This is a genomic window from Allokutzneria multivorans (assembly GCF_039537405.1).
In the GTDB taxonomy this organism is placed as follows: domain Bacteria; phylum Actinomycetota; class Actinomycetes; order Mycobacteriales; family Pseudonocardiaceae; genus Allokutzneria; species Allokutzneria multivorans.
This window is the reverse complement of sequence record NZ_BAABAL010000017.1, coordinates 376,442-392,118: the sequence shown is the minus strand read 5'-3', so window position 1 is coordinate 392,118 and position 15,677 is coordinate 376,442. Positions and strand designations below refer to the sequence as shown.

The window sequence follows — 15,677 nt, the reverse complement described above, 5'->3', positions numbered from 1 at the left end:
CAAGTGGACGATTCGGTGTGCGCAGGGTATCCGGTCAGCTCCGCCACCTGATCGGCAGCCGTTTCACACCGTTCTGGAAGTTCGAGCGCAGCCGCGCCGGTTCGCCCGCGAGCTCCACCTCGCCGAGCAGGTCCAGCACCGCGCCGAAGATCGCCCGCAGCTGCACCCTGGCCAGGTGCGCGCCGAGGCAGAAGTGCGGGCCGTGGCCGAAGACCAGGTGCTCGCCGGGGCGGCGGCGGATGTCGAAGCGATCGGGCTCGGCGAAGACGGCGGGGTCGCGGTTGGCCGAGGAGAACCACACGACGACCTTGTCACCGCGCCGGATGTCCACAGTGGACAGACGAACGTCCTCGGCTGCGGTGCGGCGGAAGTGCATCACCGGGGTCCACCAGCGCAGCATCTCCTCCACCGCGTCCGGCAGCAGCGACCGGTCGGCCAGCAGCGCGCGGAGCTGCTCGGGGTGGCTCATCAGCGCGAGGAGCCCGCCGGGGATGCCGTTGCGCAGCGTTTCGTTGCCCGCGACGGAGAACAGCCAGAACAGGTTCTCGAACTCCTCGATCCCCACGTCCTGACGCATCAGGTTGCTCATCACGTCGGAGCCGGGGTTCGCGCGCTTGTACTCGCCGAGCGCGTGCGCGTAGGCGTAGAGATCGGGCATGCCGGCACGCGTGCGCGGATCGGGCATCACGCCGTCGACCGGCTGGGGTGAGAGCGCGAGCGCGGCACGTGCCATGTCCGAAACGCGCGCGCGATCGACGGTGGAGCTGACCGCGTACTCCGGGTCCTGGTAGCCGATGACGCGGTTGCTCCAGTCGAACATCAGGCCACGGTCCTGCTCCGGCACGCCGAAGACCTCCGCGAGCGTCAGCAACGGCAGGTCGGCGGCGACCTTGGCGAAGTCGCACTCGCCGTCCGCCGCGACCGCGCCGACGAGTTCATAGGCCCATGCCTGAATACGGTCGGCGATCGCGGAGACGGCGCGCGGGGTGAACGCCTTGGTCAGCAGTCCGCGCAGCCGCGTGTGCTCGGGCGGATCGAGGTTGAGCATCATCCGCCGCACGTAGCGGAGGTCCTCCGGTGTCGCGGGATCTCGGATCTGCGTGGCCCCGAGCTGCGAGGAGAAGACCTTGGGGTCGCGGAGGACCCTGCGCACCTCGGCGTGCCCGAGCACCACCCAGAAGCCCTCGTCGGCCCACAGGACGGGGCCCTTCTCGCGCAGTTCCCGCAGCCGCTCGTACGGGACCTCGCGCACGTACGTCTCCGGATCAAGGACGCGCTGCACGAGCCCATTGGAGGCCCATTGGAGCAGAAAGGCAACGATCGGTGCTCCACCCGCGACAGAGAGCTACCGCTAGGTGGATGATCATGGTGTGACGTTGCGCGTGCGTAGAGGCGGAGAAGGCGGCCCAACCCTGTTGCTGCTGCACGGGATGGGTGCGACCAGCGAGGCGTGGAACGGGGTGATCGCCAGGCTGGACCAGTACTGGGACGGCTCGTGGGCGGTCCCCGACCTGCCGGGGCACGGCGACTCCGAGCCCGCCGAGCACTACTCCTTCGGCGACATGGCCGCGGCCGTCGCGCAGTGCGTCCGTGGTGCGGAGCGGGTCGTCGTGCTCGGGCACTCCCTCGGAGGCGTCGTCGGGCTCGCGCTGGCCAGCGGCTGGTTCGGCGTGCGCGTGGAAGCGGTGTGCGGCCTCGGCATCAAGGCCAGCTGGTCCGACCAGGAGCTGGCCGGAGCCGCCGCTGCCGCCGGGAAACCCGCGCGCGCCTTCGACAACCGCGCCCAAGCCGCGGAGCGCTACCTCAAGGTCTCCGGCCTGCACGGCCTGGTCGAAGCCGACTCCTCCGAGGTGGAGGGCGGCCTCGTGCTCGCCGACGGAGGCTGGCGCCTGGCGATGGACCAGCGCGCGTTCGGCATCGGGGCCCCCGACATGCCCGGCCTGCTCGCGGCGGCGCGCTCCCGCGTGACCCTGGCGGCGGGCGAGCACGACCCGATGAGCCCCGCCGCCGACCTCCGCGCCCTCGTCCCCAACCCCGTCATCCTCCGAGGACTCGGCCACAACGCCCAGGTGCAGAACCCCGACGCCGTCCTGGCCCTCCTCCGCACCCTGTAGCTCGCACTCCGCCCTTGGCGTTTTGGCAACGCGTCGCGCTTCAGGTTGCCAAAACGCGAAGGAGGACTAGTTGGGGGTGAGCGGGGCCAGGGTGGGGCGCTTCGGGGTGATGTCCTTGCCGGAGGAGACGCCCTTGGCGTGGCGCACGACCCACGGCCCGAAGTGGTTGCGCAGCCAGGCGATCTCGGCGGCGACCACGTTCTGCCACCTCGGCGCGGGCTGCGCGGGCAGCGCGTCCCGCCACGAGCCGTCGGAGCCGGGCAGGCCGAGGCCCTCCGCCAGCGCGGCGGCGATGCGCTCGTGGCCGAGGGAGTTCGCGTGCAGGCGGTCGTCGCTCCACAGCCGGGCGTCGGCGCAGATCGGCTCGCGGTCGACCTGCACGAGCGTCGCGCCGGTGCGGCGGCACAGCACGCGCAGGCCGTCGTTGTAGGCCAGCAGCCGCTTGCGGACGATCTTGGTGACCGGGGCGATCGGGGTCAGGTCGGGCATGGTGAAGGTGAGCACCCGCGCGCCGGCCGAGATCAGCGCGGTGTGCATGACCTGGATGTTCGTCATGGTCGCGTGCAGCGAGAACTTCGGCCGCAGCAGGTCGTTGGTGCCCACGACGAGGGTCACCAGGTCGGGCTCCATGGCGAGCGCGGGTTCGAGCTGCTCGGCGCGCACCTCGTCGCTGGTCCGGCCACGGATGGCCAGGTTGGCGTAGAGCAGCTCGGGGTTGGCCTCGCCCAGCTTCTCGGCGAGGCGGTTCGCCCAGCCCCGGTAGCCACCCCGGCCGTCCGGGTCGTCGAGGCCCTCCACCGTGCTGTCCCCGATGGCCACGTAGCGCTGAAACACGGACAAACCCCTCCAACCAGCTCAGTTCATCTAGGCAACCCTAGTCCGGTTCGTGGGGGCTCGTTCGATGAGAGTCGGGATCGAGGTCGTTCCTGGCAAGTCGGCGGGTAGTCTGCGTACCGGTGTTGTACGTGGGCTGCCCGGCGGCGCCGCCAGGGGCGGGCTGGGCGCGGCTATCGCGAACACGGCCCCCGCGAACCGGACTTAGTATCACCCGGGTGAAGCGCACGGCCTTCAACCAGCTCCCGTGTTCTGTGGCACGCACGATGGACCTGCTCGGCGACTGGTGGACACCGCTGGTGCTGCGCGAGGCGTTCTACGGCGTGCGCCGCTTCGACGAGATGCAGCGCGTGCTGGGCATCGCGCGCAACACGCTGGCCGACCGGCTCGCCCGGCTGACGGCGGAGGGCCTGCTGGACCGCGTGCTCTACCAGGACAAACCCGCGCGCCACGAGTACGTGCTGACCGAGAAGGGCCGGGACTTCTTTCCCGTGCTCGCGGCGATGGTCCGCTGGGGCGACAAGTGGCTGACCAGCGAGGACGGCGCGCCCGTGCACCTCGTGCACTCCTGCGGCAGTGCCGCGCACGCCAAGACCGTGTGCTCGGAGTGCGGCGAGCCGTTCACCGCCGACTCGGTGCGCTCGCGGATGGGGCCGGGCTTCCCGGCCGAGCTGGCCGGGAAGCCCGAGGTTCAGGCCCGCTTCACCTGACGAAGACCGCTCACCTGACGAAGACCGCGACGGTGCGAGCCGGGATCTGCCCGACGCCGCGCTCCGTACCGGCCTCCTTGACCGTCCGGTCGGTGCCCGCGGCCTGGATCTCGTGCAGCTTCCACGGGATGCCCGGCGGCAGCAGCACGGACTGCGCGGTCGGCCTCGGGTTGATCACCACGAGCACGCCCTCGCGGTTCGGGTCCACGTTGGCGCCGACCAGATCGTCGAGGTGCGCCACCACAACGCCCGCCTCGGCCTGCGGCCCGGGATCGGGGAAGGACAGCTTCTGCTGCACGATCGCCTGGTCCTTCAACGTGAACAGCGGCGAGGACTTCCTGATCCGCAACAGGTCCACGGTGCGGTCCAACGAGGTCTGCATGTCCGAAGTGGACGGTCGGAGCGCGGGATCGGCCAGCAGCGGCTTGGAGTACTGCCACTTGTCCTGGTTGTCGCGCGCGGGCGGAAGACCTCCGCCGAAGCCCGAAGTGCGCAGCGAAGGGTCGTAGCGGTTGAACCAGTCACCCGAGTCATAGCTGTTGCGGTCCATGGACTTCGAGCGCAGGAACTCGGTGCCCGCGAGCACGAACGGCTGCCCTTGCCCGAGCAGGGTCGGCGCGAGCGCGACCACCTGCATGCGGACGCGGTCGGCCATCGAAGTCCCTTGCGGCAACTTGAAAGCAAGGGTGTCGTACAGCGCCTCGTTGTCGTGCGCGTCGGAGTACGTGACCGCCTCAACCGGAGAGGCCGTGTAGCCCGCAGCGCTGCCGTTGTAGGAAACGTCGCGGCCGTTGACGTCATGCCCGGCGGTGGACCGGAAGCGGAAGTTCGCGCCATTGCCCGCCATTCCGAGCTTCACGAGGTCGGTGTAGTTCGCCAGCCGCGCGGCCTGCTGTTCGGCGGAACCGTTGGCAGGCGAACCATTCGCGGCTCCGGCCAGCCCGGAACCGAGACCCTGCACACGCGGGTCACCGTCGAACGGCCCGCCGCCGCGCACCGCGTCGCGAAGCCGGTCGGAGAACGTGCCGATGCCGGTCCCGGCCATGTTGACCTGGCTGGCCTGCTCGAAGCGCGCGTTGCCCGCGACCTCGCCGAAGTCCCACCCCTCGCCGTAGAGGTGCACGCGCTTGCCGTCCACGCCGTCCTTCGCCACCGTGAGCGCGTTCAACGCGGACCGCACCGCAAGGATGTTCGCCTTGGGGTGATGGGCCATCAGGTCGAACCGGAAACCGTCCACTTTGTACAGTCGAGCCCATCGCACGACGGAGTCCACGACGAGCTTGCCCATCATCGCGTTCTCCGAGGCGGTGTTCGCGCAGCACGTGGAGTTCGCGACCGACCCGTCGTCCAGCAACCGCTGGTAGTAGCCGGGAACGACTCGGTCCAGCACGGAGTGCGCCGCGTTGCCTGAAGCCGCCGTGTGGTTGTAGACCACGTCCACTACAACGCGGTTACCGTTGTCGTGCAGGGATTTCACCATCTCGCGGTACTGCTTCGACCGCGCCCAGCCAGATTGCGCGTCGGGCGTCGCGTATGAGCCCTCGGGCACGTCGTAGTGCAGCGGGTCGTAGCCCCAGTTGAAGCCGTCCTTCGCCGCGACCGCGCCGACGCACGCCTGCTGCTGGTCGGAGTCGGCGGGCAGGGACGCGAGGTCGCACGCGGGCTTCGCCTGGTCGGCGCGGCGCTCCGGGATCGTGGCGATGTCGAACGTGGGTTGGAAGTGCACGGTGTCCATGCCCGCCTGCGCCAACCGCTTCAAGTGCTTCATGCCGAAGGATTCGCGGTGGGTGAAGGCTTTGTAGGTGCCGCGATCGTTCTCCGGCACCGAGGAGTCGGCGATCGAGAAGTCCCGCACGTGCAGCTCGGTGATCGCGTGCTCGGTCGGATCGTCGCCGAGCCCCTTGGCCACGTCGGCCTGCCAGCCGCTCGGCATCGTCCGCGCTTCGGCGAGGTCGGCGATCTGGGAGTGCGTCGAATCCACGCTCAGCGCAAGGGAATACGGGTCAGTGACCGCGACCGTCTCCACGCGCTGCGTCGCGGGCTGCCAGGCGGAAACCTCGAACTGGTAGTACTTGTCGCGCCAGGCACCCGTGCCCGACCACGAGCCCGAAGCCGCGTCTCGCGCGAGGTCGAGCACCTTCGGCTGCGCGCTCACCGAGTCGAACAGGCGCAGCTTCACCGATCGCGCGGTGGGCGCCCACACACGCAGAGTTGCTTGCGCGCCAGAGAAAGTCGGCCCATACGTGCGCTGACTCGCTTGCGCCGCATACAGATCGTCGAGCACGCCTGCGATCTGCACGCCCGTCGCGTCTTTGAGCGCTCCGCCTTCGCGGTGGGCCGCGACGACCTGGCCGCGCAGAGCTTCCGCCGCAGTCGCCGAGCTGGCGAGCTTGTAGACGGGTTTCCCGCGCAGGTGCGGGAACTTCGCGGCGATCCCGGCGGGAAGCCCGTTCGGCTCCGGCCGCAACGTGATCGGCGTTCCGCCTTCGATCCGGCCGTTGACGACCTTGATCGAGCCCTGCGGGTCGTGCCGCAGCTCGTGTTCTCCGGCGGTCGTCGGCCCGTTCCACACGACGTGGTCGCGGCCGACCCAGACCGCCTTCGCCTTGGTGAGGTCCGTCTCGGCCGGAGCTGCCTCCGCCGGAGCCGCGAAGAGCGCGGCGAGCACGGACGAAACCAGCAGTACAGCCAGCGGTCGCCGAGTCATGCGACCTCCTTGTCGCAAACTTTTGCAGCCTAAGGGCAGGGAAACCGCAGGCTTCCATGCCCGCCAAGCCAGATCAAGGCTTGGCGGACTGCAAAAGCTTGCTTACCCGATCGGCCTCATCGCAGCGACGCGCACTGCCCGAGCGCGGCACCGATCCCGGCGACCGGAGCACCAAGGTTCGAGGGCACCGACGCGTTCCCGGAGCACTGGATGACCCCGTAGACCTGGGTTCCCGCCAACACGGGCGCCTTGTTGTCCGCCAAGCGCACCAACCCGTTGACCCGACCGCCAACCACCGTCACGTCTCCGGTCGCGCCGACGACCTCCACCGAGCCGGTGACGTTGCTGTCCAACAGGTGCACGTTCGCCGCGCCGGAGGACGTCACGGGACCAACGATCGAAGACCCCGTGGAAACCAACGACGCCCCAGCCGCCACGGTCACCGGCCCGACCACGTCGGCACGGTCAAGGCACGTGACGCCGGAGCCGATGTTCAGCGGCCCCACGCGACGGCCCGTGATCGTCGTGGTGCATGCCGGAGGCTCGCGCAGCAGCGTCACGCCGAACTGTTCAGAGCCGCCGATGTTGCCCGCAGGATCGATCGCGCGGTATTCGATGGTGTGCTTGCCATATCCCGGCGGCACATCGTCCCAAGGGGACAGTCGCGGCTTGCCGAGCTTGCCGTAGACGAGGTCGTCGATCACGGTGCCGTTGGGAGTGAACAGAAACGGCTTCGACGCGTCGGTCGGCCAGCCGAAGTAGTTGAACCACCCATCGCCGTTGGTGCGGAACTCCGGCACGACAAAGCCCTTGGCGTTGTCGGTCGCCGTGAGCCGCATGGTGAAGGGACCGTTGAACACATACTCGGCGGGTTTGCCGGGCTTGTTGATGGTGAGCAACGGCTTGGACAGTTCCGGCCGCACCGTCGGCCCCGTGACATCGACCGTCCAAGTCCGCGTGCGCTCCCCCACCGTCGCAGTGAGGTTGTGCTGCCCCTTGGCGATTCGCAGCGCGCCAAGGTCTAGGTCGCGGCCGTCAACGGAAGTGCTGACCGGCTTGCCGTCGAGCTTCCACGTCACTTCAGGTTGCTGCGCAACAGGACGTGAGGTCTGCACGTACACGACATCCGTTGCGCCAACGGGGCGATCGATCGGCGTCGAGGCGAGGAAGTCGACCGCGACGGGCTCACGCGGAGTGGTGATCGAGGTGTCCACGGACCACGTCCGGCTCTTCGTCAACGCCGCGCGAATCGCGGGATCGCGGACGAACTCGGTCGGGTCGACCACGGTCGCCGTGAGCGAGTACTTACCGGGAGCGAGCTTCAGCGCGGCAAGGTCAACCGCACGAGTTCCCTTGGCGTCCAAGGGTTTCCCGTCGAGCGTCCACGTGACTTCGAGCCGATGACTGACCGGGTGCTGCGGCTCCACCCACACCACGCGATCCGCGCCGATCGGCTTGGCGTCCGGCGTGCTGTCCTGGATGAGCGTGGTCTTCGCGGACAGCTTCTCCGTCATGCGCTCACGGCTCGGCTGGTCGAAGTAGTAGCCGAGCGTCTTCATCATCGAGTGCGCGCTGGGCCGCCAAACCCCTTTGCTGGCATACAGTCCGGCTTCGTAGCGACCGATCACGCCGCCCGACTCGCTCGGTTCGCCCAGCCAGCGCCACCACTTCTTCTGCTGCTCCTTCATCTGCTGTTCGGTCAGCAGCGTGTGGTGCACCGAGCCCGGTTCACTTCCGGTAAACGTCCCGCCGCGAACTCCGCGCTGGTAGTAGTCGTACTCGTCGTCGAGCTTGCCCAACGAGTGCCCGAGTTCGTGCGGCGTGATGAGCGCGGACAACGCGTTCCCGCCGGAGGCTGTTGCGTACGTTCCGCCCGCGCCGCCGTAGGTGTCGCTGTTGGCGATGGCCAGCAGCTGGCGGTTCGAACCCGAAGTGCCCGTGACCAGATCCGCGTACCGGTTCACCGCCGCACTGTCCACTGTGAGCAGTCGCTGCACGCTCGACGCGTTGCAACCGCCCCAGAAACCCATGCGCAGCGGGGTTTTCTTCTGCGGCGAGGTGAGGTTCGGGTCGCAGCTGACACCGGACTCCGGCGAAGCGACCTCCACCGTGTACACGTTGACGTAGCTGCGGTAGGACTTGAACGGCTCCAGCGTCCACATCACGTTGAGGTGCTTGTTCACGTGCTCGCGGAACTTCGGCAGCTCCGCCGCCGTGTAGCCGTCGGGCACGATCACCAGGTTGAAGCGCTTCGCCGGGTCGCCGGACACCTGCACGGGCACCACGGTCCCCGGCGGATCGGCCGTCTGGGCCTGCGCGGGCACGCCGCTCAGCGCGATGGTCAACGCTCCGACAAGGCCCGCGATTCGGCTCAGCACGACAGCGAGCCTAGGTACGCGAGGCCGCCTCGCCTATCCCCCTCATGGCCCCTTCATGACGGAGCCCTACCGATCGGATCTGGACTTGGGCAGTACGGGAGGGGTCCCGCGGATTCCGTGGTACCAAGCGGAAATGAGGACCCGTGCCAGTGTCACCCTGCTCGCCCTGGCCTTGTTCGCCACGGGCTGCTCGATCGCCAACCCGACCTCCAGCGAGGTGTCGTTGCAGTACGGCAACGGCCCCTTCGACTCGCGCAACTTCGTGGAGTGCGAGAACGACCTCGACTTCAGCGACGTCAACGACGACCACTACTACTACCCGGCGGGCCAGCGCGACTTCACCTTCGGCGAGGGCGACGGGATCGACTCGGCGCCGCTGACCTCCACCACGCAGGACTCGCAGGAGATCAAGGTGACCGGCACGGTGAAGTTCACCCTGAACACCGACTGCGCCGAGTTCACCGATCCCACGGGCAAGAAGTGGCCCGGCGGCAAGCTCCAGATGTTCCACGAGCTGATCGCCTACAAGTACGACGCGGCACCGGACGACGGCGGCGAGCAGATGAAGCCGGGCTGGACCTCCTTGCTGCGCAACTACGTCGGCGCCGCGCTGGACCGCGCGACCGACAACGAGGCGCTGAAGTACCCGTGGCAGAAGCTCTACACGGACGCCGCTTCCAAGGCGCAGTGGGAGAAGGACGTGCTCACGCAGCTGCCCGCCACGCTCAAGACGCTCACCCTCGGCGTGGAGCTGATCACGATCAACTCGGTGCTGCTGCAGAAGCCGAGCATCCAGCCCGCCCTGGTGCAGGGCCTCACCGACAAGCAGGCGGCGGAGCTGCGCAGCCAGGCCGCCGAGGTGGACAAGCAGGCCGCGGCCAACTTCCCCGGTGGCATCGCGGGCTACCAGCAGTACCAGCAGCAGCAGGCGGTGAACGAGGCGATCAAGTCCGGCAAGGTCCAGGTGCTCCCGGTGCCCCAGGGCTCCCCCATCATCGTCCAGCCGAAGTGACCGCGAATGAGGCAAACGCCCAGCCTGGACCTATGAGAGCGCTTTCATGAAAACCTTGACACGGCCGTGACGGGACGGTCAGGATCGGCGCCGCCGCCTCCTGACCGTGTCCCGCTCAAGATCGGATCGTCATGGCCAGATCACGTCTGCTCGCCGTGGGGCTCGCCGCCCTGCTGGGGCTGAGCACGGCACCGGGGCTGGCACAGGCCGCCCCCGCGCCCGACACCGCGCGGCAACCCGTAGTCGGCAAGCCCGACCTCGGCTGGAACGGCTGCGCCCGGATCGACCAGAAGCTGCCGACCTACTCCGACTGGCCCAAGGTGCGCAGCAACATCACCGACAACGCCGCGGTGGAGCGCCGCGTCGCCGGGCTGCTCAAGAACATGACCCTGGCCGAGAAGATCGGCCAGATGACCCAGCCGGAGATCGCCGCGATCACGCCGGAGGAGGTCAAGCAGTACTCCATCGGCACCGTGCTCAACGGCGGCGGTTCCTGGCCGGACAAGAACAAGCACGCGACGCCGAAGCAGTGGCTCGACCTGGCCGACGCGTACTGGCAGGCCTCGGTCAGCAGCCGCACCAAGATCCCCGCCATCTGGGGCATCGACGCGGTGCACGGCAACAACAACGTCTTCGGCACCACGGTCTTCCCGCACAACATCGGCCTCGGCGCCGCGCAGGACCCGTGCCTCATCCGCGACATCGGCCAGGCCACCGCCGAGCAGGTCCGCGCGACCGGCCAGGACTGGGCGTTCGCGCCGACGCTGGCCGTGGTGAAGGACGACCGTTGGGGCCGCACCTACGAGGGCTTCTCCGAGGACCCCAGGATCACCCGCGCCTACGGCTACGAGGCCGTGCGCGGCCTTCAGGGCGACAACACCAGGGGCATCGGCGGCAACGGCGTGATCGCCACCGCCAAGCACTTCATCGGTGACGGCGGCACCCAGGGCGGCAAGGACCAGGGCGTGAACCCCTCGTCCAAGGCCGACATGATCAACACGCACGGGCAGGGCTACTACGGCGCGCTCGCCGCGGGCGCGCAGACCGTGATGGCCTCGTTCAACAGCTGGACCAACCCCGAGCTCGGCATCACCGAGGGCAAGATCCACGGCAGCAAGCTGCTGCTCAACGACATCCTCAAGAACAAGATCGGCTTCGACGGCGTCGTGGTCTCCGACTGGAACGGCCACGGCCAGGTCGAGGGCTGCACCAACGCCAGCTGCGCCCGCGCGGTGAACGCCGGTATCGACGTCTTCATGGTCCCGCACGACTGGAAGGCGTTCATCACCAACACGGTCGCGCAGGTCGAGAGCGGCCAGATCCCCTTGGCGCGCATCGATGACGCCGTCACCCGCATCCTCCGCGTGAAGGCTCGCGCCGGTGTGCTCGACGCGCCCAAGCCCTCCGCGCGCGCTCACGCGGGCAAGCCCGACGCCAAGGACGCGCGCAAGATCGCCCGCGAGGCCGTGCGCAAGTCGCAGGTGCTGCTGAAGAACAACAACCGCGTCCTGCCGCTGTCGCCCCGCGCCAAGGTGCTCGTCGTCGGCAAGAGCGCCGACAGCCTGCAGAACCAGACCGGTGGCTGGACGCTCACCTGGCAGGGCACCGGCAACACCAACGCCGACTTCCCCAACGGCACCACCATCCTCGGTGGCCTGAAGGACGCGCTCGGCAAGGCGAACGTGACCTTCAGCGAGAACGGCGACGTCGACCCCAAGGGCTTCGACGCCGTGATCGCCGTGATCGGCGAAACCCCGTACGCGGAGGGCAACGGCGACATCGGCAAGCGCACGCTGGAGGCCGCCAAGCTCTACCCGAACGACCTCGCCGTGCTCGACAAGGTCAGCGGCAAGGGCACCCCGGTCGTCACCGTCTACGTCTCCGGGCGCCCGATGCACGTCAACAAGGAGCTCAACCGCTCCGACGCGTTCGTCGCCGCGTGGCTGCCCGGCACCGAGGGCGGTGGCGTCGCGGACATGTTGGTGCGCGGGTGGAACACCGGCATCGGCTACACCGGCAAGCTGCCGTACTCCTGGCCGAAGGAGGCGTGCCAGACCCCGCTGAACCCGGAGACCGCCGGCTACGACCCGCTGTTCCGGCTCGGCTACGGCCTGAACAACTGGGAGACCGGCAGGGTCGGCAAGCTCCCCGAGACCTCGCCCGCCAACTGCGGCGGCGGTGGCGGCGGCGAGGCCGATGAGGACCTGGAAGTCTTCGTGCGCCAGGACATCGCGCCGTACAAGGGTTTCATCGGTTCCCCGGAGAACTGGGGCGGCACCGAGATCGGCCCCGACGGCACCGCATCGCACGCGTCGATCACCACCGTCCCGACCGACGTGAACCTCCAGGGCGACGGCCTCAAGGTCACCTGGAACGGCACCGCACCCGGCCAGGTCTTCCTGCAGAACCCCGCCGGTGGCACCGATCTGCGCGGCTACCTCAACGCCAACGCCGCGCTGACCTTCGACGTCATCGTCGGCCAGAAACCCGCCGGCCGCACGGTGATCAGCTCGCACTGCGTGTACCCGTGCCAGGGCGAGGTCGCCGCGACCAAGCTCTTCACCGACCTGCCCGTCGGCACCAAGTCCACGGTGAAGATCCCGATCGCCTGCTTCGCCGAGAAGGGCCTGGACCCGGAGACCGTCAACACCCCGTTCCTGGTCTACACCGACGCCGCGTTCCAGGCGTCCTTCGCCAACATCCGCTGGGTCCCCAAGGCCGGAGCGGACCCCGACGCGAAGAAGTGCACAGACCTCACGTAGTGGTACAGGAACTCGAAGCCAGCTTTCCGGCTGGACGGCGGACTACCCGCCAGAAGTCACACACCTGGTAACCCGGTAACCGGAGCGGGGAGGTCCGAGGTGCGAGTCCCGGCCCGGCGAAAGCCGGTGTAGCTCAAGCAGAGCCCCCGTTTTTACTCAGAAGGGCCAGCCACACGGCTGGCCCTTCTGCCGTCACAGGGACAGACCACACCGGGTCGCCGACGTCAGCGAATGCCACGGGCGAAAGGTTGGGTGGTCTTCAAGTACGCCCAACCCCCTCGCAGAACATCGCTAACCGCCCACTACCTTCCGCGCTCGCGAGGTAGGGGGCGGTTGGCGACCGCTGCGGGTGGGGTTCGTGGGATTTGAAGACCACCCAACTCGCCTCAGCGGGTCAGAAGAGGATGCCGGTGAGCATCCACGCGGTGCCGAGGCCGAGCGAGCCGAGTGTGACGACGAAGAAGACCAGCACCCACGTGATCGCGGGGGTGCTGGTGAGCCGGGCGAGCTGGTCGGCGTCGGAGTCCCGCGCGCGGCCACGGCTGCGCTTGCGCTGGAGCTCGCTGACCGGTCGCACTCCGCCGAGCAGCAGGAACCACGTGATCAGGTAGGCGAAGGCCGCCTGAACGCCGCTGGTGGTCAGCAGCGACACCGACACCAGCGCGCCACCGGTGACCAGCAGCAACAGCGCGCCGTAGGCGTTGCGCACCATGATCAGCATGAGCAGCAGCACCGCGGTGCACACCCACAGCAGCAGGGTGATCCGCGACGAGCCGAGCAGCGCGGCGAAGCCGAGGCCGACCAGCGACGGGGCGATGTAGCCGGCCAGTGAGGTGAACACCATGCCGGGGCCGGTGGGGCGGCCGCGCGAGACGGTCACACCCGAGGTGTCCGAGTGCAGCCTGATCCCGTTCAGCCGCCTGCCGACCAGGACCGCGACCAGCGCGTGCCCGGCCTCGTGCACGATGGTGATGATGTTGCGGGCGACCCGCCACGGCGTGCCCGAGAGCACGACGACCAGGGCGAGCGCGCCCGTCACCAGGACGACCGGCGGCGGTGGCGCGGCCTGGTTCCCGATGAGTTCCGTCCAGAAGTCCACCCCACACTGTTAGCAGAAGCGGGGTGGCGGGGAAGCGTCAGGAGGCCGCGGCGTGCGCGGCCTCTCGACGTCGAAGATCTTGACGCAGCCACAGCAGCGCGCCCCAGACCAGGGCGAACACCACTCCGAGCACGCCGAGTGCGAAAACCACGAAACCGGAGGCGATCATCAGGACCTGCAGGGCGACCGCGAGGCCGACGCCCCACGGCTTGCCCTGAACCCCGCTGGCCACGACCATCGCCACCGCGAGCGCGCCGACCAGAATGGCGCCCGTGCTGGTGATGCCGTCGAACTTGGCGATGACCAGCAGCGACAGCGCCACCGTGATCGCCTCCATCACCAGTGTTCCCGCCTGGATGCCGCGAAGACCCTTCCACGGGTCCTTCCGCCGTACCTGGGGGCCGGGCGTCGTCGGCGCCTCCGTCATCGCGAGCGCCGCCGGTTGGCGGGGCCACCCGCCACGACGGACCGCATGGCGCGCTCCTGGGCGACCTTGACCACGGAGAACCCGCGGACGACGCGCCAGGGACGATCATCGAACTCGGCGTCCCGGTTGGCCGTGTGTACCGGCGTCGTGGGACGGGAACAGGACTTCATGACGGCTCCTTGCCAAAAAGTGCGCGGGTATCCCCAGCTGTGATCACGGAACCGGTGATCAGCACACCGCCACCGGACAGGACTTCGTCCGGGGAGTCGGTCTCCTCGGCCAGCTGCACGCCGACCTCGATAGCGTCCTCGAGCCTGGGCTCGACGACGATGCGGTCCTCGCCAAACACCGAGCGGGCGATGCCGGCGAGTTCGTCGGCGTCCATCGCGCGCGGGGACGAGTTCTGGGTGAGCACCACTTCGGAGACCACCGGTTCCAGCTCTGACAGGATGCCGGAAGCATCCTTGTCGCGCATCACCCCGACTACAGCGATCAGTCGACGGAACGCGAACTCACTCGTGATGGTGGCCGCGAGCGCGCGGGCACCATGTGGATTGTGCGCCGCGTCGACCAGAACCGCAGGTGCTGCCCGCATCCGCTCCATCCGCCCAGGCGTGGAGACACCGGCGAACGCCACCCGAATGGCTTCGATGTCGAGCTGCCGATCCGGCCCGGCACCGAAGAAGACCTCGGCGGCGGCCAGTGCGAGCGAGGCATTCTTCGCCTGGTGTTCACCGTGCAGCGGCAGGAAGATCTCGTCGTAGACGCCGCTCAGGCCTTGCAACTTGAGCATCTGCCCGCCCACGGCGACCTCGCGCTCCAGAACGCCGAACTCCATGCCCTGCCGGGCCACGGTCGCGTCCACCTCGACGCACCGCTGCAGGAGCACGGCGGCCACGTCGCCGGTCTGCTCGGCGAGCACCGCGACCGAGCCGGGCTTGATGATCCCGGCCTTCTCCTCGGCGATCTTGAGCACGTCATCGCCCAGGAACTCGACGTGGTCGACGCCGATCGGTGTGATGAGAGCCACCTGCCCGTCGGCCACGTTGGTGGCGTCCCACGAGCCGCCGAGGCCCACCTCGACGACGGCCGCGTCGACCGGGGCGTCGGCGAAGGCGGCGAAGGCCATCGCGGTCAGCACCTCGAACTTGCTCAGCGACGGCTGCCCGGCGTCCTGGGAGGCCTTGTCGACCATCCCGAGGTACGGCTCGATGTCGCGGTAGACCTCCACGTAGCGCTCGACGCTGATCGGCGCCCCGTCCACGCTGATGCGCTCGGTGGCGAGCTGGAGGTGCGGGCTGGTGTAGCGGCCGGTGCGCAGCCCGAGGCCGGTCAGCAGCGCGTCCAGCATCCGCGAGGTGGAGGTCTTGCCGTTGGTGCCGGTGAGGTGCAGCACCGGGTAGGAGCGCTGCGGCTCGCCCAGCAGGTCCACCAGGGCGCGGATGCGGTCCAGGGACGGTTCGAGCTTCGTCTCCGGCCAGCGCTGGTTCAGCTCGGCCTCGACCGCGGCGTAGGCGGCGAGGGCGGCGGGATCGGTTCGAGGCACTTCGTCACTCCCCCGACGGGGTTCGGTGCACGGGGGTCCGGTTCACGTCCGCCAAGTCTACGACCGGCGCATATGCCCCTCGCCCCCG

12 protein-coding genes are annotated in these 15,677 nt (G+C 68.9%); 4 read left to right on the top strand and 8 right to left on the bottom strand.

Annotated features, from left to right (window positions below):
• Positions 1-34: 34 nt before the first annotated feature.
• Complete coding sequence (locus ABD798_RS22755) at positions 35-1,282, bottom strand: cytochrome P450 (protein WP_344878036.1); 1,248 nt, start codon at positions 1,280-1,282, stop codon at positions 35-37.
• A gap of 94 nt (positions 1,283-1,376) precedes the next feature.
• Here ABD798_RS22755 and ABD798_RS22750 point away from each other — a divergent pair, with 94 nt between their 5' ends.
• Positions 1,377-2,114, top strand: a complete 738-nt coding sequence (locus ABD798_RS22750) for an alpha/beta fold hydrolase (RefSeq protein WP_344878034.1) — start codon at positions 1,377-1,379, stop codon at positions 2,112-2,114.
• 66 nt (positions 2,115-2,180) lie between these two features.
• Here ABD798_RS22750 and ABD798_RS22745 read toward each other — a convergent pair whose 3' ends face one another.
• A complete protein-coding gene (locus ABD798_RS22745) occupies positions 2,181-2,948 on the bottom strand; it encodes an SGNH/GDSL hydrolase family protein (protein ID WP_344878032.1) in 768 nt (255 codons plus the stop codon).
• A gap of 218 nt (positions 2,949-3,166) precedes the next feature.
• Between ABD798_RS22745 and ABD798_RS22740 the strand changes: the two genes are divergently transcribed.
• On the top strand, positions 3,167-3,658 hold the full coding sequence (locus ABD798_RS22740) for a winged helix-turn-helix transcriptional regulator (protein ID WP_344878030.1): 492 nt from the start codon (positions 3,167-3,169) through the stop codon (positions 3,656-3,658).
• Between the two features lie 10 nt (positions 3,659-3,668).
• Here ABD798_RS22740 and pulA read toward each other — a convergent pair whose 3' ends face one another.
• Together pulA and ABD798_RS22730 are read right to left on the bottom strand one after the other, a co-directional pair.
• The gene (pulA, locus tag ABD798_RS22735; RefSeq protein WP_344878028.1) at positions 3,669-6,365 is read right to left on the bottom strand and encodes a pullulanase-type alpha-1,6-glucosidase; all 2,697 of its coding nucleotides are present in this window, start codon (positions 6,363-6,365) and stop codon (positions 3,669-3,671) included.
• 116 nt (positions 6,366-6,481) lie between these two features.
• Positions 6,482-8,743, bottom strand: coding sequence for a M64 family metallopeptidase (locus ABD798_RS22730; protein WP_344878026.1), 2,262 nt, complete (start codon positions 8,741-8,743; stop codon positions 6,482-6,484).
• Positions 8,744-8,876: 133 nt separating this feature from the next.
• On the opposite strand from ABD798_RS22730, the gene ABD798_RS22725 reads away from it, so the two are divergent.
• Positions 8,877-9,755, top strand: a complete 879-nt coding sequence (locus ABD798_RS22725; protein WP_344878024.1) for an SPFH domain-containing protein — start codon at positions 8,877-8,879, stop codon at positions 9,753-9,755.
• A gap of 131 nt (positions 9,756-9,886) precedes the next feature.
• Positions 9,887-12,517 (top strand): glycoside hydrolase family 3 protein, encoded by a 2,631-nt coding sequence (locus tag ABD798_RS22720; RefSeq protein WP_344878022.1) that lies wholly within the window; start codon positions 9,887-9,889, stop codon positions 12,515-12,517.
• Between the two features lie 394 nt (positions 12,518-12,911).
• On the opposite strand, the gene ABD798_RS22715 is transcribed toward ABD798_RS22720, so the two are convergent.
• The 4 genes from ABD798_RS22715 to folC are packed head-to-tail and all read right to left on the bottom strand — an operon-like array spanning position 12,912 to position 15,589.
• On the bottom strand, positions 12,912-13,616 hold the full coding sequence (locus ABD798_RS22715; RefSeq protein ID WP_344878020.1) for a M50 family metallopeptidase: 705 nt from the start codon (positions 13,614-13,616) through the stop codon (positions 12,912-12,914).
• A gap of 37 nt (positions 13,617-13,653) precedes the next feature.
• On the bottom strand, positions 13,654-14,043 hold the full coding sequence (locus tag ABD798_RS22710; RefSeq protein WP_344878018.1) for a DUF4233 domain-containing protein: 390 nt from the start codon (positions 14,041-14,043) through the stop codon (positions 13,654-13,656).
• A complete protein-coding gene (locus tag ABD798_RS22705) occupies positions 14,040-14,213 on the bottom strand; it encodes a hypothetical protein (RefSeq protein ID WP_344878016.1) in 174 nt (57 codons plus the stop codon). The genes ABD798_RS22710 and ABD798_RS22705 overlap by 4 nt, the downstream gene beginning before the upstream one ends.
• Positions 14,210-15,589 carry a bifunctional tetrahydrofolate synthase/dihydrofolate synthase gene (folC, locus tag ABD798_RS22700; RefSeq protein ID WP_344878014.1) on the bottom strand — a complete coding sequence of 460 codons (1,380 nt, stop codon included), beginning with the start codon at positions 15,587-15,589 and terminating at the stop codon, positions 14,210-14,212. Before folC ends, ABD798_RS22705 begins: the two co-directional genes overlap by 4 nt.
• Positions 15,590-15,677: the final 88 nt, after the last annotated feature.